The organism is Bradyrhizobium sp. IC3123 (assembly GCF_020193625.1).
In the GTDB taxonomy this organism is placed as follows: Bacteria; Pseudomonadota; Alphaproteobacteria; order Rhizobiales; family Xanthobacteraceae; genus Bradyrhizobium; species Bradyrhizobium yuanmingense.
Map to the genome: position 1 here is coordinate 563863 of NZ_JADYVF010000003.1, position 24216 is coordinate 588078.

At 64.3% G+C, this 24216-nt stretch carries 18 protein-coding genes; 7 read left to right on the forward strand and 11 right to left on the reverse strand.

Annotated elements, in window-relative coordinates:
* Positions 1-7: 7 nt before the first annotated feature.
* On the forward strand, positions 8-982 hold the full coding sequence (locus tag I6F20_RS12770) for a type II secretion system F family protein (RefSeq protein ID WP_036021591.1): 975 nt from the start codon (positions 8-10) through the stop codon (positions 980-982).
* A gap of 48 nt (positions 983-1030) precedes the next feature.
* On the opposite strand, the gene I6F20_RS12775 is transcribed toward I6F20_RS12770, so the two are convergent.
* Positions 1031-1858: a tetratricopeptide repeat protein gene (locus I6F20_RS12775; RefSeq protein ID WP_036021589.1), complete on the reverse strand. Its 828-nt coding sequence runs from the start codon at positions 1856-1858 to the stop codon at positions 1031-1033.
* 96 nt (positions 1859-1954) lie between these two features.
* Positions 1955-3460: a metallophosphoesterase family protein gene (locus tag I6F20_RS12780; protein ID WP_225126423.1), complete on the reverse strand. Its 1506-nt coding sequence runs from the start codon at positions 3458-3460 to the stop codon at positions 1955-1957.
* Positions 3461-3910: 450 nt separating this feature from the next.
* Between I6F20_RS12780 and I6F20_RS12785 the strand changes: the two genes are divergently transcribed.
* Both I6F20_RS12785 and I6F20_RS12790 read left to right on the forward strand, forming a co-directional pair.
* Positions 3911-5284 (forward strand): leucyl aminopeptidase family protein, encoded by a 1374-nt coding sequence (locus I6F20_RS12785; RefSeq protein WP_225126425.1) that lies wholly within the window; start codon positions 3911-3913, stop codon positions 5282-5284.
* Complete coding sequence (locus I6F20_RS12790) at positions 5277-6131, forward strand: C40 family peptidase (RefSeq protein ID WP_225126427.1); 855 nt, start codon at positions 5277-5279, stop codon at positions 6129-6131. Before I6F20_RS12785 ends, I6F20_RS12790 begins: the two co-directional genes overlap by 8 nt.
* Positions 6132-6138: 7 nt before the next feature.
* Here the strand turns inward: I6F20_RS12790 and I6F20_RS12795 are convergent, their stop codons facing one another.
* The 6 genes from I6F20_RS12795 to I6F20_RS12820 all read right to left on the reverse strand — a co-directional run bounded on the left by I6F20_RS12795 (position 6139) and on the right by I6F20_RS12820 (position 14649).
* The gene (locus I6F20_RS12795) at positions 6139-7776 is read right to left on the reverse strand and encodes an ABC transporter ATP-binding protein (RefSeq protein WP_225126428.1); all 1638 of its coding nucleotides are present in this window, start codon (positions 7774-7776) and stop codon (positions 6139-6141) included.
* Between the two features lie 4 nt (positions 7777-7780).
* On the reverse strand, positions 7781-8959 hold the full coding sequence (locus I6F20_RS12800) for an ABC transporter permease (RefSeq protein ID WP_036021579.1): 1179 nt from the start codon (positions 8957-8959) through the stop codon (positions 7781-7783).
* Positions 8959-10068 (reverse strand): microcin C ABC transporter permease YejB, encoded by a 1110-nt coding sequence (locus I6F20_RS12805; protein WP_035998032.1) that lies wholly within the window; start codon positions 10066-10068, stop codon positions 8959-8961. The genes I6F20_RS12800 and I6F20_RS12805 overlap by 1 nt, the downstream gene beginning before the upstream one ends.
* A gap of 2 nt (positions 10069-10070) precedes the next feature.
* Positions 10071-11957, reverse strand: a complete 1887-nt coding sequence (locus I6F20_RS12810; protein WP_057028564.1) for an extracellular solute-binding protein — start codon at positions 11955-11957, stop codon at positions 10071-10073.
* A gap of 14 nt (positions 11958-11971) precedes the next feature.
* Positions 11972-13885, reverse strand: coding sequence for an extracellular solute-binding protein (locus I6F20_RS12815; protein WP_225126430.1), 1914 nt, complete (start codon positions 13883-13885; stop codon positions 11972-11974).
* Between the two features lie 209 nt (positions 13886-14094).
* The gene (locus I6F20_RS12820; RefSeq protein WP_225126432.1) at positions 14095-14649 is read right to left on the reverse strand and encodes a c-type cytochrome; all 555 of its coding nucleotides are present in this window, start codon (positions 14647-14649) and stop codon (positions 14095-14097) included.
* 231 nt (positions 14650-14880) lie between these two features.
* Here I6F20_RS12820 and I6F20_RS12825 point away from each other — a divergent pair, with 231 nt between their 5' ends.
* Both I6F20_RS12825 and I6F20_RS12830 read left to right on the forward strand, forming a co-directional pair.
* Positions 14881-15621, forward strand: a complete 741-nt coding sequence (locus I6F20_RS12825) for a 3-deoxy-manno-octulosonate cytidylyltransferase (protein ID WP_035998024.1) — start codon at positions 14881-14883, stop codon at positions 15619-15621.
* Between the two features lie 21 nt (positions 15622-15642).
* Positions 15643-16500 carry a prephenate dehydratase gene (locus tag I6F20_RS12830; RefSeq protein ID WP_225126433.1) on the forward strand — a complete coding sequence of 286 codons (858 nt, stop codon included), beginning with the start codon at positions 15643-15645 and terminating at the stop codon, positions 16498-16500.
* A gap of 185 nt (positions 16501-16685) precedes the next feature.
* Here the strand turns inward: I6F20_RS12830 and I6F20_RS12835 are convergent, their stop codons facing one another.
* Complete coding sequence (locus I6F20_RS12835; RefSeq protein ID WP_036021573.1) at positions 16686-17699, reverse strand: LLM class flavin-dependent oxidoreductase; 1014 nt, start codon at positions 17697-17699, stop codon at positions 16686-16688.
* A gap of 373 nt (positions 17700-18072) precedes the next feature.
* Between I6F20_RS12835 and metF the strand changes: the two genes are divergently transcribed.
* Both metF and metH read left to right on the forward strand, forming a co-directional pair.
* A complete protein-coding gene (gene metF / locus I6F20_RS12840; RefSeq protein ID WP_225126434.1) occupies positions 18073-18993 on the forward strand; it encodes a methylenetetrahydrofolate reductase [NAD(P)H] in 921 nt (306 codons plus the stop codon).
* A gap of 6 nt (positions 18994-18999) precedes the next feature.
* Positions 19000-22842, forward strand: a complete 3843-nt coding sequence (gene metH / locus I6F20_RS12845; RefSeq protein WP_225126435.1) for a methionine synthase — start codon at positions 19000-19002, stop codon at positions 22840-22842.
* Between the two features lie 282 nt (positions 22843-23124).
* Here metH and I6F20_RS12850 read toward each other — a convergent pair whose 3' ends face one another.
* A complete protein-coding gene (locus tag I6F20_RS12850) occupies positions 23125-23754 on the reverse strand; it encodes a glutathione S-transferase family protein (protein WP_225126436.1) in 630 nt (209 codons plus the stop codon).
* A 140-nt stretch (positions 23755-23894) separates the two neighbouring features.
* Complete coding sequence (locus I6F20_RS12855; protein ID WP_036021541.1) at positions 23895-24197, reverse strand: ArsR/SmtB family transcription factor; 303 nt, start codon at positions 24195-24197, stop codon at positions 23895-23897.
* Positions 24198-24216: the final 19 nt, after the last annotated feature.

Below are 24216 nucleotides of genomic sequence, written 5' to 3' on the forward strand. Positions count from 1 at the left end.
GTGTCGCATGGTCGAATTCCTCGTCTCGAAACTGCACGACGTCCGTTTCATGACCATGCTGCTCGCGGCGATCGCCGCGAGCGCCACCGTCTATACGCTGGTGATGCCGTTGTTCGCCGGCGAGGGCCTCTCCAAGCGCATGAAGGCGGTGGCGAGCGAGCGTGAACGCATCCGGCAGCGCGAGCGTGAGCGTCTCAACAAGAGCGAGAAGGTTTCACTGCGCCAGACGCCGAAGCAACTCGTCTCCAAGGTGGTCGAGGACTTCAACCTGACCAAGTGGCTCGCGCAGGAGGCTGCGCGGGACAAGCTCATCATGGCGGGTTACCGCGGCCAGGCGCCCTACATCACCTTCCTGTTTGCCCGCATGGTCGCCCCGATCGTGTTCTTGATCGGCTCGGCCCTCTACGTGTTCGTGATCGGAAACATGCAACAGGCGATGCCGATCAAGATCGGCATCTGTATCGGCGCCGCCTATCTCGGCCTCCAGGCGCCGATGCTGTTCCTCAGGAATGCGATCTCCAAGCGCCAGCTCTCGATCAAGCGTGCGTTTCCCGACGCGCTCGATTTGCTCCTGATCTGCATCGAATCGGGCATGTCGGTCGAGATGGCATTCCGGAAAGTTGCGACCGAAATCGTGGGCCAGTCGATCGCGCTGTCGGAGGAGTTCACCCTGACCACGGCCGAGCTGTCCTACCTGCAGGATCGCAAGGTCGCCTATGAGAACCTGGCACGGCGCACCGGTCTCGAGGGCGTCAAGTCGGTGTGTTTGGCGCTGCAACAGGCGGAACGATACGGCACTCCGCTCGGCCATTCCCTGCGCGTCATGGCGCAGGAAAATCGCGACATGCGCATGAACGAGGCCGAGAAGAAGGCGGCCGCGCTGCCGCCGAAGCTCACGGTGCCGATGATCCTGTTTTTCCTGCCTGTGCTGTTCGTGGTCATTCTCGGACCCACCGCCATCAAGGTCACCGAGATGCAATGAGCCGGGCTGGACCGTACGGTCCGCCACCAAGGCCAGGAAGTCAGATGATCAGCCGGGCTGGCTCAGCGAAGCGACCGGCGTCCGCTTCGGCGCGCCGCGCGGGGCCTCGCTACGGCTCAGCATCTCCTTGAGATAGGCGACATTGGCCGCAGCTTGGTCCGGCGGCAGGTCCGCCTTGACGATGGTCTCCGCCTCCGCGAAGCGGCCCTGCAGGCCGACGACCAGGCCGAGGTTCTGCCGGACCCGGGCGCTGGCACGCGGCGAGGCATGCGCCTGCCGCAGCGCCTCTTCCGCCTTCGGCAGCTCTTTCGACAGCATGTAGGACAGGCCGAGGTTGGAGAGCACGCCGGGATCACCCGGTGCGATCTTGAGCGCGCTCGCGTAATAGGATCGCGCCTCCTCATGACGGCCCATCTGGTCGAGCGCGGTGCCCTGCACCGAGAGCAGGCGCCAGTCCGGATTGTCGGGCGAATGCGCCTTCGACAGCACGTCGAAGGCCTGCTGGAAATTGCCGTTGTCGGCGAGTGCGCGGCCGTACTGGGCAAGCAGCGCCTTGTTGCCGGGGTTGGCGATCGTCGCCTGCTCGAGCACGGCGGCGGCCTGGGCGCGCTGGCCGTTGGCACGCAAGGCCTGTCCATAGGCGAGCGCGGCGTCGGCATCTTTGGGATTGGCGCGGTAGCGCTCGCCATAGGCTTCGACCGCACGCGCCGGATCGGTGGGCGCGCGATCGGCGGAGGCCGCGTCCGCCCGGGGGCCGACCGAGCCCGTCACCTCCGAGAGCTTCGACATCGCCGTGCAGCCGCCGAGGCTCATCGCCACCGTCGCGACCAGCGACGTCGAAGCAAGTAGCCGGGTAAGCCTGATCCGTTGACGCATGACGCTTTGACTCTCGAGCTGCTCGATCGAGCCGAACGTGTCAGCAGTAGAATGTTAACCCTAACGGCCGGTTAACAGCGCTCAGACGCGCTTCTCTCACGCCGGCGATGGTTGCGGCGGCGCTTTGCCGCCGAGGCCGAGATCGGGGCCGAGCGCCTGCACCTGCTGATCCAGCTCCAGCAGCAGTTGCAGCCTCTGCCGCCCCCGCCGCTGAACGTCGACACCTTCAGAAGGCAGCCGCGGCACCTGACGCAGGAAGTCGTTACAATTGATCAGGCCTCTCCCGTAGAGCTCATCGAGCTGAGCGCGATCGATGCCGAGCACGTCAGCGGATTGCTCGATCAATCGGCCGAGCAACGTCTTCACCGCGGCGAGCGCGTCGCTGTCGAATCCCGGCCGGGATCTCGCGGCCTTACGCTCGAGCTCCGCCCAGGCATGGGCCGAGACCATGTAGGTGTAGAGCGCTATCGCCCAGTTCGGCTCCGCCCCATCGTAAAAGCTGCCACGCATGAACAGCCGGCGGACGATCGCCGCGACCTGGTCGCGTTTCAGTGTGCGGGACGAGGCCGCCTCGATCGCCGACTGGACGGCCGGATCGCGGGAAAAGTCCCGCCCCGCCGGCAGCCTGATGACGCCGCCCGGCAGGTTGGAATCGAGCGGCCTGAAGGCCGCATCGTTGCGGAGCCTCGTATAGCGGGTGATCGCGAAGCGGTGCTCGTTGCGGCCGGCATGGGACGCGGGGCCGAAATGGACGAGGTTGAAACCGGCATCGTCGCCGGCTTGCCCGGTCGAGGACGGACAGGAGAGCACGTAGATCGTGCGCCAGAACGCCTCACCGCTCTCGCTCGACGTCGCACGCGGATCGGGGATGGAATAGCGGGTCAGCCCCTCGACATGGCGATGACCGTGCAGAACCAGATCGACATTGAGCGAGGTGGCGGCCTCGAGGAAGGTCGCGGGTGCGGCGAGATACATCAGCGGCTCGTCCGGCATGCCTAGAAAGCGCTTTCCTTCGCCGGTGGCCTGCGGCAGTGGGTGATGGTGCAGGGCCAGCACACGCACCAGATTTTCCGCCGGCTCGGCGTAGTCGGCGCGCCCGGCCGAACCGATGCTTCCCGCGACCTCGGCGCTCAGCCGGGCGGAATCGGCGACCATCGCCTTATAAGCGCTCTCGTCGATCTTGCCGCTCGCGAGCGCCTTCAAGTTGGCGCGATTGGAATCGAGCAGCACCAGGTCGAGGCCTGCCTGACGGTAATAGACATTCTTCGCGGTCCGCGGCAGGTGCAGGTAATCGTAGGCGTCGTGACGGCCCGCACGCTGGTTCGGCCGCTTGACGTCGTGATTGCCTGCCACGGCTTGGATGTCGGTGAACAGCCCCGTCTGCCGGAAGCATGCGATGACGGCGAGCGCCTCGTCGAGCGCGCGCGGCGTTGGGTCGTCCACCAGATCGCCCGTGATCAGCAGGATGCGATCGGGAACATTCGCGGCAGCCGCCATCTTCTCGCAAATCGCGGCCCTGAGCGTCTCGATGGCCGGAAGCAGCCGGCCCGACCCGTCCAGATGCAGGTCGGAAATCTGCGCAACAACGAACGATCTATCCATTTTGCGCCGCTCATCTGCATATGCTGCGCCGCCCAAACAATGAGAAAAATGCTTCGACGAGCAGATTCAGCCGTATCGACCCAACCTGGGCAGGCACCATGCCGCCGCGTGTCTGCGTTCGGGTTCATGCAGAACAAGCGACACAATCTAAAATGTTCGTCGATAATGCCACAACCGAAGCGCTAGTAAAGCCCTGGGGCCGTGGCGTTGCGAACGGCAGCTCTCGGCGTGAGATACGAGATTTGTCCGCGGACGGTTTCGTCGCGCCCGGTCGATACTCGATGGCAAGCCGCTCGCGGATCTCGTCGAGCGCATCGAACCGCATGCCCACCTTGCGGCGAGTAGCGGCTCGCTGAACGGTGACGGCAAAGCCGATTGCAGCGGCGGCCAAACTCTGCGAAGTCTCGTCCGTTCGCATGACTCGCCTGAACTGACGATCCGGACCCGCCAATGCCTTCTGTCTTCGAGACGTCATCCACCGCCACCCCGATCACCTTCGTCACCAAATCGAGCTGGGATCAGGTCGCCGAAACGCTGCCGCCGGCGCAACGCCAATTCGCGCGTGCCAGCGCCTTCGCCGCCAAGCCGGGCAGCTATCTGGCGCTGCCCGCGACCGACGGCACCATTGCGCAGGTGCTGTTCGGGCTCGAGGAAGAGGATGCAAGATCGCGCGACCTGTTTCGGCCCGGCGCCCTGCCCGGCCTCTTGCCGCCCGGCACCTATCGGTTTGCCAATGCACCGCACGATGCGCGGCTGGCCGCGCTCGCCTTCGCATTGGGTTGCTACCGCTTTGCCCGCTACCGCAAGGCAGATCGCCCCGAGATCCGGCTGGTGCCGCCTGACAGTGTCGACGCGGCCGAGATCGAGCGGATTGCCGATGCGGCAATGCTCGCGCGCGACCTCATCAACACGCCGTCCAACGACATGGGCCCGGATGAGCTCGCCGCAGCCGCGCAAGCGCTCGCCGCCGAGTTCGGCGCGAGCTTTTCCTGCACCGTCGGCGAGGAGCTGGCGAAGAACTTTCCGCTGATCCACGCCGTCGGCATGGCCTCCAGCCGCGCGCCACGGCTGATCGACATCGTCTGGGGCGATCCTGATCATCCCAAGGTGACGCTGGTCGGCAAGGGCGTCTGTTTCGACACCGGCGGGCTCGACCTGAAGCCGTCGAGCGGCATGCTGATCATGAAGAAGGACATGGGCGGCGCAGCCAACGTGCTGGCGCTGGCGCGCATGGTGATGGATGCGAAGCTGAAGGTGCGGCTGCGCGTGCTGATTCCGGCGGTGGAGAACGCCGTCGCCGGCAATGCCTTCCGTCCGCTCGATATCTTCACCTCGCGCAAAGGGATCACCGTCGAGATCGGCAACACCGACGCCGAAGGCCGCCTCGTGCTCGCCGACGCGCTGGCGCTGGCCGATGAGGAGAAGCCCGATCTGCTGATCGACCTGGGCACGCTGACCGGCGCGGCCCGCGTCGCACTGGGGCCGGATCTGCCGCCGTTCTACACCCATGATGAGACGCTGGCTGCCGACCTCGCGCGCTGCGCGATGAGGGAGAACGATCCGTTGTGGCGCATGCCGCTGTGGCCGCCTTACGATGCCTGGCTGGACTCCAAGACCGCCACCATCACCAATGCACCCTCGGGCGGTTTCGCCGGCTCGATCACCTGCGCGCTGTTCCTGCAACGCTTCGTCGAGCACGCCAAGAGCTGGCTCCATGTCGACATCTATGGCTGGACGCCGTCGGCGAAGCCGGCGCGGCCCGAGGGCGGCGAATGCCAGGCCGCACGCGCCATCTACGCACTGCTGAGCGAGCGCTATGCCTGATCCAGGACACGACCCGAGGCTGACGCCGGCGCGGGGCGACCTTGCCGCCAAATATCTCGAAGGCAAGGTCGAGGCGCAGCGCTTCGTCGAGGGTGACGAGTTCGAGGTCGTTGAGCCGATCGCGCCCATGCGCGAGCAGCCGTCCTCGAACGCGACGTTGATGACCGAAGCGCTGCGCGGCGAACGCGTCACCATCTACGACCGCAACGGCGAGGGTTGGGCCTGGGGCCAGCTCAGTAGCGATGGCTATGTCGGCTGGCTCCCGGATGCGGCGCTCGCAAAACCGTCGGCTGCCGCAACGCACTTGGTCGGCGCACTGCGGACGTTTGCGTTCCCCGGCCCCTCGATCAAGCTGCCGCCGGCCGACACGCTCGTGATGGGATCGAAGCTTGCCGTGGCGCGCGAGGACGGCAGCTTCGCCGTGACGCACGACGGCAGATATCTGCCGAGAACGCACCTCATCCCGCTCGATCATCGCGAGCCGGATTTCGTCGCGGTGGCCGAGCGCTTCGTCTGCACGCCCTATCTCTGGGGCGGCAAGAGCAGCTTTGGCATCGATTGCTCCGGCCTCGTCCAGGTCTCGCTGACATCAGCCGGGATCGGCTGCCCGCGCGACAGCGACATGCAGCTCGCCGGTCTCGGCCGCACGCTGGAGCCGCACGAGCGGAGCAGCTCGCAGCGCGGCGATCTGATCTTCTGGAAAGGTCATGTCGCCATCGTGCGCGACGCCACCACCATGGTTCACGCCAATGCGCATCACATGGCAACGGTGATCGAGCCGATCGAGCCGGCGATCGCGCGGATCAAGGCGGCTGGCAGCGAGGTCGTCGCGATCAAGCGGCTCTGACGGAGCGCTACGTCGCCACCGCCCCGTTCCCGGCCGTCTCCAGCCGGAACGCGGCCGCGAACAGCGCTCGGGTATAATCCGTCTTCGGATTCCTGAACAATTCGGCCGCCTGCCCCTCCTCGACCACCTTGCCGCCGCGCATCACGATGAGGTGGCTGGCGAGCGAGGCGACGACACGCAAATCGTGCGAAATGAACATGTAGGTGAGCTCGCGCTTGCGCTGGAGCTCGCGCAACAGATCGACCATCTGCGCCTGGAACAGCATGTCGAGCGCGCTGGTCGGCTCGTCCAGCACGACGAAATCAGGCTCCAGCACGATCGCGCGCGCGATCGAGATGCGCTGACGCTGGCCGCCGGAGAATTCGTGCGGATAGCGGAAGCGCGTCTCCGGATTGAGTCCGACATCCTCGAGTGCCTTGACCACGCGCGCCTCGCGTTCCTCGCGCGAGAGCGCCGGCTGATGCACGGACAGGCCCTCGGCGATGATGTCGGCGACCGACATGCGCGGTGAGAGCGAGCCGAACGGATCCTGAAACACGATCTGCATGTCGCGCCGGAAGGGACGCATCTCCTTGAAGCGCAGGCCCTGGATGTCGTTCCCTAAGAACACGATGCGTCCGTTCGAGGAGATCAGCCGCAGCAGCGCCAGCCCCAGCGTAGTCTTGCCCGAGCCGGATTCGCCGACGACGCCGAGCGTCTCGCCCTTGCGCACGGCGACGCTGACACCGTCGACCGCCTTGATGTGACCGACCGTCTTGCGCATCAGGCCGCGCTTGATCGGGAACCAGACTTTTAGGTCATTGGCCGACATCACCACCGGCGCATTCGGCTGCGGCGGCGCCGGATCGGGCTTGGGCTCCGCCGCGAGCAGGTCGCGTGTATAGGGATGTTTCGGGGTCTTGAAGACCTGCTCGACCGGACCCTGCTCGACGATCACGCCGCCCTTCATGACACAGACGATGTCGGCGATCCGGCGGACGATGCCGAGATCGTGGGTGATGAACAGCAGGCTCATGCCGAGCCGCGCGCGGATTTCGGCGAGCAGCGCCAGGATCTGCGCCTGCACCGTGACATCGAGCGCCGTGGTCGGCTCGTCCGCGATCAGAAGGTCCGGCTCGTTGGCGAGTGCCATCGCGATCATCACACGCTGGCGCTGGCCGCCGGACAGCTGGTGCGGATAGCTGTTCAGCCGCGTCTCTGGATCGGGGATGCCGACCTGGGTCAAGAGCTCCAGCGTCCGCTTGCGCGCCTGCGCAGTGCTGGTCGGATTGTGCAGCTGGATGATCTCGCCGATCTGCGCCTCGATCGTGTGCAGCGGATTGAGCGAGGTCATCGGCTCCTGGAAGATGATGGAGATGTCGCTGCCCCTGATCTCCCGCATCTGCTGCTCGGACTGGTCGATCAACTCCTGGCCCTTGAAGCGGATGCTGCCGGAGGGATGGGAGGCATTCGGATACGGCAGCAGCTTCAGGATCGAGAGCGCGCTGACCGACTTGCCGGAGCCGGACTCGCCGACCAGCGCGACGCATTCGCCGCGCTTGATCTGGAACGAGACCTTGTCGACCGCAAGCGTGGTGGCGCCGCCCTGGTGAAAGGCCACCGAGAGGTCGCGAACGGCGAGCAGGGGCTGGTTGATCGCATCCATGGCCTTACCTGAACGTCTTGCGCGGGTCGAAGGCGTCGCGCACGGCTTCACCGATGAAGATCAACAGCGAGAGCATGATCGCGACCGAGAAGAAGCCGGAGAAGCCGAGCCACGGTGCCTGCACATTGGCCTTGGCCTGCGAGAGCAATTCGCCGAGCGAGGGCGATCCCGGTGGCAGGCCGAAGCCGAGGAAATCGAGCGCCGTCAGCGTCATCACCGAGCTCGAAACGATGAACGGCAGGAACGTCATGGTCGCGACCATCGCGTTAGGCAGCAGGTGGCGGAACATGATCAGAGGATTGGAGACGCCGAGCGCACGTGCCGCCTGGACGTATTCGAAATTGCGCCCGCGCAGGAATTCGGCCCGCACGAGGCCAACCAGCGAGACCCAGGAGAACAGCAGCAAGATGCCGAGTAGCACGAAGAAACCGGGCACCAGCACCGAGGACAGGATCAGGAGAAGATACAGCGATGGAATCGCGGTCCAGATCTCGATGAAACGCTGGAAGATCAGATCGACCCAACCGCCGAAATAGCCCTGCACCGCACCCGCCGCGATGCCGATGACCGACGAAACGATGGTGAGGCAAAGGCCGAACAGCACCGAGATGCGGAAGCCGTAGATCAGCCGCGCCACCACGTCGCGGCCCTGATCGTCGGTGCCGAGCCAATTGTATTCGAGATCGCGGCAGCTCTTCAGTCCCTTCTTCTCCACCACCGGCTTGCACTGCTTCTCCGTCAGCATCCAGGTCGGCGGCGACGGCGCCGGCGTCGGCAGATCGAGATTGTGGGTATCGTAGGAGTAACGGATCAGCGGCCAGACGATGCTGCCGCCCTTCTCCTTGATCAGCTTCTGCAAGTAGGGGTCACGATAGTCGGCCGCCGTCTCGAAATCGCCGCCGAACGTCGTCTCCGAATAGGTGACGAAAGCCGGCCAATAGAGACGGCCATCGAACTTGATCAGGAAGGGCCGATCGTTCGCGATCAGCTCGGCGAACAGCGAAATCACGAACAGGCCGATGAAGATCCAGAACGACCAGTAGCCGCGGTGGTTCGCCTTGAAGTTCTGCCACCGCCGCCGGTTAAGCGGCGATGGAGCGAACGGCTTGCGCGTGATCGGAACGGCATCGCCGAGCGGCGACTTCGCTGTGGTCTCAATCGGCGTCGGCGCGGTGATCGTCATCAGACCTCCCGCGCTTCGAAATCGATCCGGGGGTCGATCCACATATAGGTCAGGTCGGAGATCAGGTTGATCACGAGGCCGACCAGCGAGAAGATGTAGAGCGTGCCGAACACCACGGGATAATCGCGATTGAGCACGCTCTCGAAGCTGAGCAGTCCGAGCCCGTCCAGCGAGAAGATGGTCTCGATCAGCAGCGAGCCGGAAAAGAAGGCGTGGATGAAAGTGCCGGGGAAGCCGGCGATCACGATCAGCATCGCGTTGCGGAAGACGTGGCCATAGAGCACCCGGTTCTCGCTGCAGCCCTTGGCGCGGGCGGTCATGACGTATTGCTTGCGGATCTCATCCAGGAACGAATTCTTGGTCAGGAACGTCATGGTGGTGAAGGCACCTAGCCCCATGGCGATAAGTGGCAACGTCAGATGCCAGAAATAATCGATGATCTTCCAATACCAGGGAAACTGCGACCAGCCGTCCGAGGTCAGTCCGCGCAGCGGGAACCAGTTGAAGAAGGAGCCGCCGGCAAACAGGATGATGAGGAGAATGGCGAACAGAAAACCGGGGATGGCATAGCCGAGCACGAGCACCGTCGAGGTCCAGGTGTCGAACCGCGCCCCGTCGTTCACGGCCTTGCGAATGCCGAGCGGGATCGAGATCAGGTAGGTCAGAAGTGTTAGCCAGAGGCCAAGCGAGATCGAGACCGGCAGCTTTTCCTTGATGAGCTGGAGCACGCTGACGTCGCGAAAATAGCTCTTGCCGAAATCGAAGCGGGCGAAGTTCCACACCATCAGCAGGAAGCGTTCCGGCGCCGGCTTGTCGAAGCCGAACTGCACTTCCAGCTTCTTGATGAAATCGGGGTCGAGGCCCTGCGCGCCGCGATATTTCGAGTTGACGGAATCGCCGCCGGCACCGACCTGTCCCGGCGCGCGCTGCGCAAAATCGCTGCCGCCCGATATGCGCGAGGTGCCGCCGGTGTCGGCGCCCGAGAGCTGCGCGATCACTCGTTCAACCGGGCCGCCGGGCGCGAATTGCACCACGACGAAGGACACGAAGAGGATCCCAAGCAGGGTCGGAATCATTAGCAGGAGGCGGCGGGCGATATAGGCGCTCATGGCTATTTTGCCTGCTCGAGCTTGGCCGCCTTGGCGGGCTCATACCACCAGATGTCGGGCGCGCCGACGCCGTTGGCATAGCGCGGCAGCTTCGGCGGATGTCCGAACTGATCCCAATAAGCCAGCCGGTGCGTCTTGTTGTACCATTGCGGCACCCAATACCGGCCGGCGCGGAACAGGCGATCGAAGGCGCGGCAGGCGACGGTCAGGTCTTCGCGGCTGTCGGCCGCCATGATCTTCTCGATCATGGCGTCGATCGCCGGACTGGCGACGCCAGCCAGATTGTACGAGCCCTTGGTGTTTGCGACCTGCGAGGAGAAGAACGCGCGCATGGCATCGCCTGGCGTCGCCGACATGCTGAAGCGCTGGATGGTCATGTCGAAATCGAAATCTTCCTGCCGGGCTTTGTGCTGTACGGCATCGACGAGGCGCACGCTCGCTTCGATGCCGAGCGTCGCGAGATTCTTGATGTAAGGCGCGTGGTGCGGCTGGAACGAGGGCTCATCCAGCAGGAACTCGATCTTGAACAATTCGCCGTTCGGCAGCACCCGCTTGCCGTCCTTGATGGGCACGCCGGCCTCGGTCAGCAATTGCTGCGCCTTGCGGAGCAGGCTGCGGTCCTGTCCGGAGCCGTCGGAGGCCGGCGGCGTGAACGGCGCCGCGAACACCTCGTCAGGAACCTGGCCGCGAAACGGCTCCAGCAGCTTCAGCTCTTCCGGCGAAGGCGGCGCATTGCCGGCCATCAGGTCCGAGTTCTGGAACGGCGACACCGTACGAGCGTAAGCGCCGTACATGATTGTCTTGTTGGTCCATTCGAAATCGAAAGCGTTGATCAGGGCCTCGCGCACGCGGGGGTCTTTGAATTTGTCGCGCCGCGTATTGATGAACCAGCCTTGCGCACCGGAGGGCGTATCGTCGGGCACGACCTCCATCTTGACTCGGCCTTCCTTCACCGCGGGGAAGTCATAGCGCGTCGCCCAGATGCGCGAAGTGAACTCCTCGCGATAAAGATAGCTCTTGCCGGTAAAGCCCTCGAAGGCGACGTCGCGGTCGCGATAGAATTCATAGCGGACGACATCGAAATTATAGCTGCCGCGGCAGGGCGGCAGATCAGCGGCCCACCAGTCCTTCACGCGCTCGAACTCGATGTAGCGATTGACCTCGAACCTGCCGACCCTGTACGGGCCCGAGCCGAGCGGAATCTCCAGCGACGATTCATCGAACGGGCGGGAGGCGTAGTACGCCTTCGAGAAGATCGGCAGGCTGGCGACATAGAGCGGCACGTCGCGTGCACGCCCCTTGGCGAAGGTGACGACGAGCGTCGCATCGTCGAGGGCTTCGGCACTGACCATGTCGCGCATCTGCACGGTGATCAGCGGATGCCCCTTGGTCTTCAGAGTCGTCAGCGAATAGGCTGCATCGTGGGCAGTGAGCCTGGTCCCGTCGTGGAATTTCGCCTCGGGTCGCATCGCGAAGCGGTAGACCAGCTTGTCCGGCGATATCTGCACGGATTTGGCCGCCAACCCGTACATTGCGTCGGGCTCGTCAGCTGCGCGGATCATCAGCGGCGAGAACGTCATACCCATACCTTGTGCGCCGTCGCCTTTCAGGATGAAGGCGTTGAGCGAGTTGAAGGTCTGGTAGGACTGATTGTAGGCCCGCACCGACGGGATCAGCGAGAACGTGCCGCCTTTCGGCGCGTCGACATTGACGTAATCGAAATGACGGAAGTCGGCGGGATATTTGAGATCGCCGAATGCCGACATGCCGTGCGCCTCGGTCGCCGCTTCCGATGCTCGCGCGCTGCGCAGCAGCGGCGCGCCGACGGACGCCCCGAGGGCGCCGCCAACACCCAGGACCAGCACATGGCGGCGTGACATCTGCGTCATGCGGGGATTGTCCTTCACGATTTCTTTGCGATCCGTGCCGCCTTGTCTGCGTCGTACCACCAGATGAACGGGAAGCCGGACAGACCATACCTGGGCAATTCCGTCGGCCGGCCGAAGCGATCCCAGCGCGCGGTGCGCACCTTGTTGTAGGTCCATTGCGGCACGACGTAGTGATTCCACAGCAGCACGCGGTCGAGGGCCTTGGTGGCCGCGACGAGATCGTCGCGATCAGTGGCGTAGATCACCCGCTCGATCAGCTTGTCGATGGCCGGATTCTTGATGCCGGCGATGTTGCGCGACCCGGCGATGTCGGCCGATTTGGAGGACCAGAACTCGCGCTGCTCGTTGCCCGGCGATTGTGACTCGCCCCAGGAGTTCGTCACGATGTCGAAGTCCCACTCGCGCGTCCTGTTCTCATACTGGGTCGGATCGACCGTCCGAACGCTCACCGCAATGCCGAGCCGCTCCAGCGACGGCTTGTAGAACAGCGTAATTCGTTCGAAGCTGGGATCCGAGTTGAGCAATTCCAGCGAGAACTGCGCACCGGTCTTGACGTCGACCAGCTTGCGATCTCGCACCTCGTAGCCGGCTTCCTTGAACAGGCGCAGCGCCTCACGCAAATTGTCGCGCACCGCCTCCGGACTACCCCCGACCGGATTGGTGTAGGGCGTCGTGAAGACCTCGGCCGGTACCTGGGCGCGGACGGTCTCGAGAATTTCGAGCTCCTTACCCTGCGGCAATCCCGTTGCCATCAGCTCCTCGATGCCGTCGAAATAGCTGCTGATGCGCTTGTACTGACCGTAGAAGATCTGCTTGTTCATCTCCTCGAAGTCGAACGCGTAGTTGAGCGCACGACGCACGCGCGGATCGCTGAACTTGGCGCGGCGCAGGTTCGGCACGAAGGCCTGCATCACGCCCGAGCTGCGATTGACGAATTCCTCGAGGATCACCCGCTTTTCGGTCACGGCCGGGAAATCATAGGCGGTCGCCCAACTCTTCGCGCTGTTCTCGGTGCGCCAATCGACCTGGTCGGCCTTGAAGGCCTCGATCGCAACGGTGCCGTCGCGAAAATATTCGTAGCGCAGCTCATCGAAATTATTGCGGCCCACATTGATGGGAAGATCGCGGCCCCAATAGTCCTTGACGCGCTCCAGCGCGATCGAGCGTCCTGCGACGAATTCCTTGACCTTGTAAGGGCCCGAGCCGAGCGGCACTTCCAGCGTGGTGGTGGCGATATCGCGCTTGCGGCCTTGCGCGTCCGTCCCCTCCCACCAATGTTTCGGAAGGACGATCAGCTGTCCCACGATCAGCGGCAGCTCGCGGTTGCCGGGTGCGTCGAACACGAACTTCACGTCACGCTCGCCGATCTTCTCGGCCTTCACCACATGGCTGTAATAGGCCGAGTACATCGGATGGTTCTTCTTGAAGGAATCGAGCGAGAAGATCACGTCCTCCGGCGTAACAGGCTTGCCGTCATGCCATTTCGCCTGCGGGCGCAGGCGATAGGTGACGAAGGAAAAATCGTCGGGATGGCTGACCGCTTCGGCCAGCGCGCCGTATTCGGTCGAGACCTCGTCGAGCGACTGCGTCAGGAGCGATTCATAGATGAACGCGACGGCACCAGCGACCTGGCCCTTCACGCCCGAGACAACGATGTTGAAATTGTCGAACGTGCCGACGGCGATCTGGCGCGCGACACCGCCTTTGGGGGCGTCCGGATTGACGTAGTCGAAGCGCTTGAAGTCGGCGGGGTACTTGACCTTTCCGAACAGCGACAGCGCGTGGCGCCAAGGCAACCCGCCGGAAGGCAGCTCAGTTGCTGATTGCGCATGCGCCACGCCGACGGGAACGCCCGCGAGGGAGCCAAGGGCTGGAAGCGCTGCGGCTGCAGTGCCGGTGAGCAGGAGATCGCGTCGGGTAATGGCCAAATCAACATCCCTGTCTTGAAGGAGGCTACTCCTTTAAGTTCCCAATATAGGCGAGGTTTCGACCGAATATGTTGCTTTTTCCTCATCTTGGAAGCCCGGCCGGCCTATCGGATGCGGCCAAACGCCCCGATAACGTCGCCGCGAGGCCCGGATAAGGAAACGGCCAGACTTTTCAGCCTGGCCGTATTCGAGCGCCGGTTCTTGGGACCTTATTTTGACGCCGTCGGCAGCGGCTGAGGTTTCTCCGACTGCGAATTCAGATAGGCGATGATATCGGCACGCTCGGAATCCTTGGCAACACCGGCAAAGCCCATCGCGGTGCCCGGAATGAAGCCCTTCGGATTGGCGAGGAACTTGTTGAGGTCGTCGAAGCTCCAGTTGCCACCCTTGGCCTTTATGGCGGCCGAGAAGTTGAAGCCACCACGGCCCTGGCCCTTGGGCTCCCCAACGACGCCATAGAGGTTCGGACCGACCCGGTTCGGGCCGCCCTTCTCGAAGGTGTGGCAGGCGCCACACTTCTTGGCGGCCGCGGCGCCCTTCTCGACGGAGGCGGTTTGGAGCAGCTTTTCGATCGGTTCGGACGGTGCGGCGGCAGCGGCGCCCTCCTTGCCGGAGCCGGCATCTTGCTTGACCGCGATCTCGAAGCCCGGCTTTTCCGGCATCTTGGGGGAGAACAGCGCACTCGCGGTGAAGCTCGTCACCAGCAGGAAGAGACAGGTGCCGAACACGGCGCCGAGAATCTTGTTGAGTTCGAAAGAGTCCATTTCCGGCCAGGCCCCACCGCAAGAAGGAAACAGCGGCCCGGATGGCCGCAGGACGAGCCTCGGAGAATCAAACGTTCCTTATTGTTTCCCCGAGTTTTGCCATTGAGATATCGGTTTGCCCGGGGTCTGGCAACCCGTATAAGCGACCCGGCTTCAGGCCCGTCCCCACCCCATGTCCCGGTGCGGAAAACGCTCCGTTTTCAGGCTCTTGACCTCAGACCTTTGAACCCGATGATCGATCCCCGCATCCTGGTGCTGATCCCGGCTCGCATGGCCGCCACCCGCCTGCCCGGCAAGCCGCTCGCCGATATCGCAGGATTGCCGATGATCGTGCATGTGCTGCGCCGTGCCGAGGCCGCCGCAATCGGCAGGGTCGCGGTGGCCACCGACACCGACGAGATCGCCTCGGTCGTGACCGCCCATGGCGGCGAGGCCGTGATGACCCGCGGCGACCACCCCTCCGGCTCCGACCGCATCCACGAGGCCATGCAGAAGCTCGATCCCGAGGGCAAGGCCGAGATCGTGGTCAATGTCCAAGGGGATTTCCCGACCATTACGATCGACAACATCCGCGAGGTGCTGCCGCCGCTGCAAGACCCGGCCGTGGACATCGCGACGCTGGCCTCGCGGATCCACACCGAGGAAGAGGATCTCGCCCCAAGCGTGGTGAAGGCGATCGGAACCTCGGTTGGCGGCAGGCGGATGCGCGCACTTTATTTCACCCGCGCGACCGCCCCGACCGGCGACGGACCGCGTTATCACCATATCGGCCTCTATGCCTTTCGCCGCGCCGCGCTGGAGCGCTACGTCTCTCTTCCGCCGTCTCCGCTGGAATTGCAGGAGAAGCTCGAGCAGCTCCGGGCGCTTGAGGCCGGAATGCGCATCGATTTCACCATCGTCGACACCGTGCCCCGCGGGGTCGATACGCCGGCGGACCTCGAGACCGCGCGCAGCATCCTTTCCAAATCCTGAGCCGCTGCTACAAGGCCGAGCATGAGCAAGATGAAGATCGCATTCCAGGGCGAGCCTGGCGCCAATTCCCACATCGCCATCGTCGAGGCCTATCCCGGCGCCGAACCGATGCCCTGCGCCACATTCGAAGACGCGCTGTCGGCGATCTCGTCGGGCGAGGCCGATCTCGGCATGATCCCGATCGAGAATTCGGTCGCCGGCCGCGTCGCCGACATCCATCACCTCCTGCCGGCGTCCGGCCTCTTCATCGTCGGCGAATGGTTTCTGCCGGTCCGGCATCAGCTGATGGCCGTGAAGGGCACCAAGCTCGAAGACATCAAGAGCGTCGAGAGCCATGTGCATGCGCTCGGCCAGTGCCGGCGCATCATCCGCAAGCTCGGCATCAAGCCGATCGTGCATGCCGATACCGCCGGCAGCGCCCGCGACATCTCGGAGCGCAAGGACAAGACGGTGGCCGCGATCGCCTCGCGCCTTGCTGCAAAGATCTACGGTCTCGACATCCTCGCCGAGGACATCGAGGACGAGGCCCACAACACCACTCGCTTCGTGGTGCTGGCGCGCGAGCCGAAATGGGCGCCCCAAGGCACCGGGCCGCTCGTCACGACTTTTGTGTTCCGGGTGCGCAATTTGCCGGCGGCGCTCTACAAGGCGCTCGGCGGCTTCGCCACCAATGGCGTCAACATGACCAAGCTCGAGAGCTACATGGTCGACGGCAATTTCTTCGCCACGCAGTTCTATGCCGACGTCGACGGCCATCCCGATGACAAGGGCCTCGCCTTCGCCATCGAGGAGCTGAAATTCTTCTCGCGCGAATTCCGCATCGTCGGCGTATATCCCGGCCATCCGTTCCGCGCCACGTTCAGCGAAGTGCAGGATTGATCCCCCACCCTCCCCTGGAGAGGTCCGGGACGAGCGCAGCTCGCCCGTGGGTCGCTACGCATGGAGCGCAGCGCAATGCGTAGCGGGGTGGGTGACGGTCTCTCCACGTCGAATACTGCCCGAGTGGAGAGATCACCCCGCTCGCGCTGCGCGCAATCGACCCGCCCCCTCCAGGGGAGGGTAAGCTACCCCGCCGCTCTGAGCCCGAATGCCTCCGCCAATAGCGAATACGACTTCTTTCGCGCCGCGTGGTCATATACCGCCGTGATCACCATCAGCTCGTCCGGCTTGCTTGCGTAGATCAGCGGCTGCAGCTTCTTCTGCACCGTCGCGGGACTGCCGACGAACAGGCGCGAGCGGTTGCGCAGGATCGAGGTGCGCTCGGCGTCCGTATACGGATAGGCCATCGCCTCCTCGACGCTCGGCAGCGGCAGATATTGACCGCGGTCGCGGCGAAGACGGTTGAGGTCGAAGGACGAGGCGAGCCTTTCGGCCTCCTCGTCGGTATCGGCCGCAATGACGGCGACCGCGAGAATGGCATGTGGGCTCGCACGCCAGGCCGAGGGTTGAAAGCGATTGCGGTAATGCACCATCGCATCGATCGCGTCGTGGGACGCGAAATGATGGGCGAAGGCGAAGCCCATGCCGACCTGGGCGGCCAATTCCGAGGAATAATCGCTGGAGCCGAGCAGCCAGATAGGCGGCAGTCTGGTGTCGTCGGGCATTGCGACGACGTTGTTGTAGGGGTGCCCCGCGGGGAATTCGCGGGTCTCCCACAGGATCAACTCGTGCAGCCGCTCCAGGAAATCGTCGCCCTCGCGGCGGTCGAGCCGGCTCCTGAGCGCGTAAGCCGTCGCACCATCGGTGCCCGGCGCGCGGCCGAGACCGAGATCGATCCGGCCCGGAAATAGCGCCTCCAGCATCTTGAAGCGCTCAGCGACGACCAGCGGCGCATGGTTGGGCAGCATCACCCCGCCGGAACCGACGCGGAGGTGCTTCGTCACCGCCGCGATCTGGCCGATCATCAGGTCGGGCGCGGGGCTCGCGACGGAGGCGAGATTGTGATGCTCGGCGAGCCAGTAGCGGACATAGCCGAGGCCATCCACGTGACGCGCCAAATCGATGCTGTTGCGCAGCGCCGCGGCGGGCTTGGTGCCTGATGTGACGACGGAGAGGTCGAGGACGGAGAGCGGGATCATGGCGGCTTAACCTAATGGAGGCGGTCGCGGCGGCAATGGCAGGCTGCGCAGGCCTGACGTGTACGGACGGGCGGGCACGCCAGCGGCTGGAGTTGGGACAACCGCCGCTACTTTGCAGACGGTTTTGGTCTGCCCACCAAGAAAATCGTTCATGAAAGATGACTCTCGATAGATAATATCTGAAAATTCAACACATTATGTCATGCAGCGCGTTTCCCACCCAAAACATGATTCGCAAGAATGACCCATCAAACTACACCTGAATGGGCAACTTCCCATGCATGATGGGCTGTCGATCAAGGGGCCTTTGCCGTATTTTAGCTCTCCGAGACTAGACCCCGATTGCCGGCCTGACATTGGAGTGAGTGGCGCCATGACTGACCTGACGACGCCTGCGACAGCCGATCGGCAGGACAGGCACCTGAAGCGGCCCGCGATCTCCTTCGAGTTCTTTCCGCCGAAGACGGAAGAGATGGAGCGCAATCTCTGGGAGACCATCAACCGGCTGGCCCCGCTCGAGCCGAAGTTCGTCTCGGTGACCTATGGCGCCGGCGGCTCGACCCGCGAGCGCACCCATTCGACCATCACGCGCATCCTGAAAGAGACCGCGCTGCTGCCGGCGGCGCACCTGACCTGCGTCGGTGCTTCGTGCGGCGAGATCGACGAGATCGTCGACCGCTATCACGAGGTCGGCGTCCGCCACATCGTGGCCTTGCGCGGCGATCCCGTCGGCGGCATCGGCACGCCCTATTCGAGCCATCCCGAGGGTTATCAGAGCTCGGCCGAGCTCGTCGCCGGCATCAAGAAGCGGCACGGCGACATCGAGGTCTCGGTCTCTGCCTACCCCGAGAAGCACCCCGAAGCGCGCGACTTCGATGCCGATATCGACACGCTCAAGGCGAAGGTCGATGCGGGCGCGACGCGCGCGATCACGCAGGTGTTCTTCGACAACGATCTCTACTTCCGCTATCTCGACCGCGTGCGTGCGCGCGGCATCGACATCCCGATCGTGCCCGGCATCATGCCCATGCACAATTTCAAGCAGGCGCGCAATTTCGTGACCCGTGCCGGCACCACGGTGCCCGACTGGTTCGCGGCGAAGTTCGAGGGCCTCGATGACGATGCCGAGACGCGCAAGCTGGTGGCCGCGACCGTTGCGGCCGGCCAGGTGCAGAAGCTCGCCAAGCACGGCGTCGACACCTTCCATTTCTACACCATGAACCGCGCCGATCTCGTGTTCGCGATCAGCCATTTGCTCGGCATTCGCGCCAAGAGCGCGCAGAAGGCGGCGTAAGAGAACATGACCGTGACCGTCTCTCCGAAGCGAACTGCCCTTCTGAACGCCGCGCGCGAGCGCATCCTGGTGCTCGACGGCGCCATGGGCACGATGATCCAGAATCTGCAGCTCGACGAGAAAGCCTTCCGCGGCGAGCGCTTCAAGAACTTCCATCGCGACCTGCGCGGCAACAACGATTTGTTGATCCTGACCCAGCCGCAGGCGATCGAGGACATCCACGCCGCCTATTTGCGCGCCGGCGCCGACATCGTCGCGACCAACACGTTCTCGACGACCTCGATCGCGCAGGCCGATTACGACCTCACCGACATCGTCTACGAGATGGCGCGTGAAGGCGCCCGCCTCGCCGGCAATGCTGCACGGCGCGTCGAAGCCGAGGACGGCAAGCCGCGCTTCGTCGCCGGCGCCATCGGCCCCACCAACCGCACGGCCTCGATCTCGCCCGATGTTTCCAATCCCGGTTACCGCGCCGTCACCTTCGACGATCTGCGCAAGTCCTATGGCGAGCAGATCCGCGGGCTGATCGACGGCGGCGTCGACCTCCTGCTGGTCGAGACCATCTTCGACACACTCAACGCCAAGGCGGCGCTCTATGCGATCGCCGAGATCACCGAAGAGCGCGGCATCGACGTGCCCGTGATGGTGTCGGGCACCATCACCGACAAGTCCGGCCGCCTGCTGTCGGGCCAGATGCCGGAAGCGTTCTGGAATTCGGTGCGGCACGCCAAGCCCGTTACCATCGGCTTCAACTGCGCGCTCGGCGCGGAAGACCTGCGCGCGCATATCGCCGATATCGGCCGCGTCGCCGACACGCTGGTCTGCGCCTATCCCAATGCCGGCTTGCCGAACGAGTTCGGCCAGTATGACGAGACGCCCGAATACATGGCGCGGCTGATCGGCGAGTTCGCGCGCGACGGCCTCGTCAACATCGTCGGCGGCTGCTGCGGTACGACCCCGGACCATATCGCGGCGATTGCTGCGGCAGTGGCCCCGCACAAGCCGCGCATCGTGCCGGAGATCACCCCGCGCCTGCGACTCTCCGGCCTCGAGCCGTTCGTGCTGACGGATGCAATCCCATTTCTCAACGTCGGCGAACGCACCAACGTCACGGGCTCGGCCCGCTTCCGCAAGCTGATCACCGCTGGCGACTACACCGCCGCGCTCCAGGTCGCGCGCGATCAGGTCGAGAACGGGGCCCAGATCATCGACGTCAACATGGACGAGGGCCTGCTCGATTCCGAAGCGGCGATGGTGACCTTCCTCAACCTCGTCGCCGCCGAGCCCGACATCGCGCGCGTGCCTGTGATGGTCGATTCCTCGAAATTCTCGGTGATCGAGGCCGGCCTGAAATGCGTGCAGGGCAAGCCGGTCGTCAACTCGATCTCGATGAAGGAAGGCGAGGAGAAGTTCATCCTTGAGGCCAAGATCGCCCGTCGCCACGGCGCGGCCGTTGTCGTGATGGCGTTCGACGAGGTCGGCCAGGCCGACACGTTCGCGCGCAAGACCGAGATCTGCAAGCGCGCCTACGACATCCTGGTGAACAAGGTCGGCTTCCCGCCGGAAGACATCATCTTCGATCCGAACATCTTCGCGATCGCGACCGGCCTCGAGGAGCACAACAATTACGGCGTCGACTTCATCGAGGCGACGCGCTGGATCCGGCAGAACCTGCCGGGCGCGCATGTCTCGGGCGGCGTCTCCAACTTGTCGTTCTCGTTCCGCGGCAACGAGCCGGTGCGCGAGGCCATGCACTCGGTGTTCCTGTATCACGCCATCAAGGCCGGCATGGATATGGGGATCGTCAATGCCGGGCAGATGATCGTCTATGACGACATCGATCCCGAGCTGCGGCAAGTGTGCGAGGACGTCGTCCTCAACCGCGATCCGGGCGCCTCCGAGCGGCTGCTCGCGCTCGCCGAGAAATTCCGCGGCAAGAAGACGGAAAGCAAGGAAGCCGATCTCGCCTGGCGCGAATGGCCGGTGGAGAAGCGGCTGTCGCATTCGCTGGTGCACGGCATCACCGAGTTCATCGAGCAGGACACCGAGGAGGCCCGCAAGAAATCCTCGCGCCCGCTCGACGTCATCGAGGGCCCGCTGATGGCCGGCATGAACGTGGTCGGCGATCTCTTCGGCGACGGCAAGATGTTTTTGCCCCAGGTGGTGAAGTCTGCCCGCGTCATGAAGCAGGCCGTCGCTTACCTCATGCCGTTCATGGAGGAGGAGAAGGCGCGCAATCTTGCGAGCGGCATCGGCACCGAGGGCTCCTCGTCCGCCGGCAAGATCGTGCTCGCGACGGTGAAGGGCGACGTCCACGACATCGGCAAGAACATCGTCGGCATCGTGCTCCAGTGCAACAATTTCGAGGTGATCGATCTTGGCGTGATGGTGCCGGCGGCAAAGATCGTCGAGACCGTGAAAGCTGAGAAGGCCGACATCGTCGGGCTGTCAGGCCTGATCACACCCTCGCTCGACGAGATGGCGTTCTTCGCCGGCGAGTTGCAGCGCGAAGGCTTGAGGCTGCCGCTCCTGATCGGCGGCGCCACCACCAGCCGCGTGCATACGGCCGTCAAGATCGACCCGAGCTATCGCGCCGGTCCCGTCGTGCATGTCAACGACGCCAGCCGCGCGGTCGGCGTCGCCTCCGCGCTGCTCTCGCCGGAGAAGCGCGAGGCCTATGCGGCCGAGGTGCGGGCCGAATACGCCAAGATCTCGGAGGCGCATCTGCGCGCGCAGGCCGACAAGAAGCGGCTGAAGCTCGCTGATGCCCGCGCCAACCGCGTGCCGGTCGATTTCGCCAAGAGCAAGCCGGTGAAGCCGACTTTCCTTGGCACCAAGAGCTTCGACGATTACGATCTCGCCGAGCTCGTCGACTGCATCGACTGGACGCCGTTCTTCCAGACCTGGGAGCTCGCCGGACGCTTCCCCGCCATCCTCGACGATTCCAAGGTCGGCGAGGTCGCGCGCTCGCTCTATGACGATGCGCGCAAGATGCTCGACACGATCGTCAAGGAGAAGTGGTTCCGGGCGCGGGCGACGATCGGCTTCTGGCCGGCGAACGCGCAAGGTGACGACATCGTGCTCTATGCCGACGATAACAGGACCAAGAGCATCGCGACGCTGCACACGCTGCGCCAGCAGCTGGAGAAGCGCGAGGGCCGCTTCAACGCTGCGCTCTCCGACTTCATCGCGCCTGCCGGCGTGCCCGATTACATCGGCGGCTTCGTCGTCACCGCAGGGATCGGCGAAGACGCGGTCGCCGACCGCTTCAAGATGGCCAACGACGATTACTCATCGATCCTATGCAAGGCGCTGGCCGACCGCCTCGCCGAGGCCTTTGCCGAACGCATGCACGCCCGCGTCCGCCGCGAGTTCTGGGCCTATGCACCGGATGAGGCGCTCTCCAACGAGGAGCTGATCCTGGAGAAGTACTCCGGAATCCGCCCCGCGCCCGGCTATCCCGCGCAGCCCGATCATACCGAGAAGGCGACGCTGTTCGAGCTGCTCGATGCGGAGGCGACCGCCGGCGTGAAGCTGACCGAGAGCTTTGCGATGTGGCCGGGCTCGTCCGTCTCCGGCCTCTATTTTGCCAGCCCCGAAAGCTATTATTTCGGCGTCGGCAAGATCGAGCGCGACCAGGTCGAGGACTACGCCGCGCGCAAGGGCATGAGCGTGGCCGAAGCCGAGCGCTGGCTCGCGCCGGTGCTGAACTACATCCCGTCGCAGGACAAGCCCTTCGCCGCCACGCCGGCGAACGACGAAATGCCGAAAGACCTCGCCTCGCATCCGCCGGGCTGCACCTGCGCGGTGCACTTGGTCTGGCAGAAGAAGCGCGCCGGCGCGGGGTAGACGCCGCCGAAACACAAACGTGAAAAACAACCCCATGCACAGTAGCGATGGGGTTGAAAAGGCTTGACGTTTTCTGACTTGCCGAAAACACGGTTGCGGCGTCGGGCAAAACAGGGGTATTATTGCATCATCGACTGCGGTGGCCGTCCGATACTCTCGCCAGGCCCCGCGCTGTCATTCCGGGGCGCGCCTCTTGGCGCGAGCCCGGAATCCATTGCTCCACATCATCCGCTGCACGGATTCCGGGCTCGCGCTTCGCGCGCCCCGGAATGACAGAGCGCTTCACCCCTTCGGCGGGGACAGCGGCTGCACGATCTCCTTGAACGGCGCCAGTGCCTCGCAACGCTCGCTATGGGCCGCGAGCGCCGGATAGCGCGCGGCATCGAACAGCTGCGGATGCGCTTCGCGGGTGAAGCGGACGACACAGGCGACGGCAACGTCGGCGTGGCCGATGCGGTCGCCCAGCCAATACGGCGTCGTCACCTTGGCGCGCTCGGCCTCGAGCACTTTCAGCACGTCCGCGATCTGCGCCTGGCAACGCTCGACCCACAGCGCGAGCTGCTCCTTCCGCAGCACGCGCTCGTAGAGCAGGCTCACCGCCTTGTCGCCGAGGCCGGAAGCGAGCGCGCAGATGCGCAAATGCTTGCGCCGCTCGGTGCCGCCGCGCGGCAGCATGGCCCTGTCCGCGCCGACGAGGTCATCGAGATAATCGAGGATGATCGTGCTCTCGATCAAAGCCTCACCGTCGTCGAGCACCAAGGTCGGCACGCGGCGGAGCGGATTGTACGGCGCGATCTTGTCGGCATCGCCGAAGGTCGACCATGGCCTGTGCTCGAAGGCGAGCCCGTAAAGCCGGAGCGCAATCGCGACGCGGCGGACGAAGGGGGAATCATATTGGCCGATCAGGAACATGGTTCTCGCTCTTCTCTATCATTGAACAAGGCAGGGCCGATCAGTCTCCACGACCAGCTCGGCGCGGCGCAACAAATATCTCGGAAACGGAGCATTGCGCCGGCTGCAACGACCCGCGACGGCCTCACCGCGCACCACGCTCAAAGGCCGTCCTGGATCGAGCGCTTGATCGCGGCAATGGCGGTCTCGTTGCGCTTGTACATCGTCCACTGCTTGATCCGCTTGGCGCGCACCAGCTTGGCTGCCGTCAGCACCCGCATGTGCTCGCTCAATGTCGGCGCGCTGACCCCGAGCTTTTCGGCGATCAGCAATCCGCAGACACCGTCCTCGACCAGGTCGCCGTCTTCCTGCTCGCGAAAATGCTTCCGCGGATCTCGCAGCCATTCCAGGATCTGCAGGCGGCGTTCGTTAGCGAGCGCGCGCAGGGCGACGGCAAATTTCATTTAGCCATTTTGCTAATTA

Excerpts from the sequence above, each read along its gene's own strand:
- I6F20_RS12810 (WP_057028564.1), bottom strand. The coding sequence starts at position 11,957 with ATGACGCAGATGTCACGCCGCCATGTGCTGGTCCTGGGTGTTGGCGGC.
- I6F20_RS12770 (WP_036021591.1), top strand. The coding sequence starts at position 8 with ATGGTCGAATTCCTCGTCTCGAAACTGCACGACGTCCGTTTCATGACC.
- I6F20_RS12790 (WP_225126427.1), top strand. The coding sequence starts at position 5,277 with ATGCCTGATCCAGGACACGACCCGAGGCTGACGCCGGCGCGGGGCGAC.
- I6F20_RS12820 (WP_225126432.1), bottom strand. The coding sequence starts at position 14,649 with ATGGACTCTTTCGAACTCAACAAGATTCTCGGCGCCGTGTTCGGCACC.
- I6F20_RS12795 (WP_225126428.1), bottom strand. The coding sequence starts at position 7,776 with ATGGATGCGATCAACCAGCCCCTGCTCGCCGTTCGCGACCTCTCGGTG.
- I6F20_RS12855 (WP_036021541.1), bottom strand. The coding sequence starts at position 24,197 with ATGAAATTTGCCGTCGCCCTGCGCGCGCTCGCTAACGAACGCCGCCTG.
- I6F20_RS12800 (WP_036021579.1), bottom strand. The coding sequence starts at position 8,959 with ATGACGATCACCGCGCCGACGCCGATTGAGACCACAGCGAAGTCGCCG.
- I6F20_RS12775 (WP_036021589.1), bottom strand. The coding sequence starts at position 1,858 with ATGCGTCAACGGATCAGGCTTACCCGGCTACTTGCTTCGACGTCGCTG.
- I6F20_RS12850 (WP_225126436.1), bottom strand. The coding sequence starts at position 23,754 with ATGTTCCTGATCGGCCAATATGATTCCCCCTTCGTCCGCCGCGTCGCG.
- I6F20_RS12835 (WP_036021573.1), bottom strand. The coding sequence starts at position 17,699 with ATGATCCCGCTCTCCGTCCTCGACCTCTCCGTCGTCACATCAGGCACC.
- metH (WP_225126435.1), top strand. The coding sequence starts at position 19,000 with ATGACCGTGACCGTCTCTCCGAAGCGAACTGCCCTTCTGAACGCCGCG.
- metF (WP_225126434.1), top strand. The coding sequence starts at position 18,073 with ATGACTGACCTGACGACGCCTGCGACAGCCGATCGGCAGGACAGGCAC.
- I6F20_RS12785 (WP_225126425.1), top strand. The coding sequence starts at position 3,911 with ATGCCTTCTGTCTTCGAGACGTCATCCACCGCCACCCCGATCACCTTC.
- I6F20_RS12825 (WP_035998024.1), top strand. The coding sequence starts at position 14,881 with ATGATCGATCCCCGCATCCTGGTGCTGATCCCGGCTCGCATGGCCGCC.
- I6F20_RS12830 (WP_225126433.1), top strand. The coding sequence starts at position 15,643 with ATGAGCAAGATGAAGATCGCATTCCAGGGCGAGCCTGGCGCCAATTCC.
- I6F20_RS12780 (WP_225126423.1), bottom strand. The coding sequence starts at position 3,460 with ATGGATAGATCGTTCGTTGTTGCGCAGATTTCCGACCTGCATCTGGAC.
- I6F20_RS12805 (WP_035998032.1), bottom strand. The coding sequence starts at position 10,068 with ATGAGCGCCTATATCGCCCGCCGCCTCCTGCTAATGATTCCGACCCTG.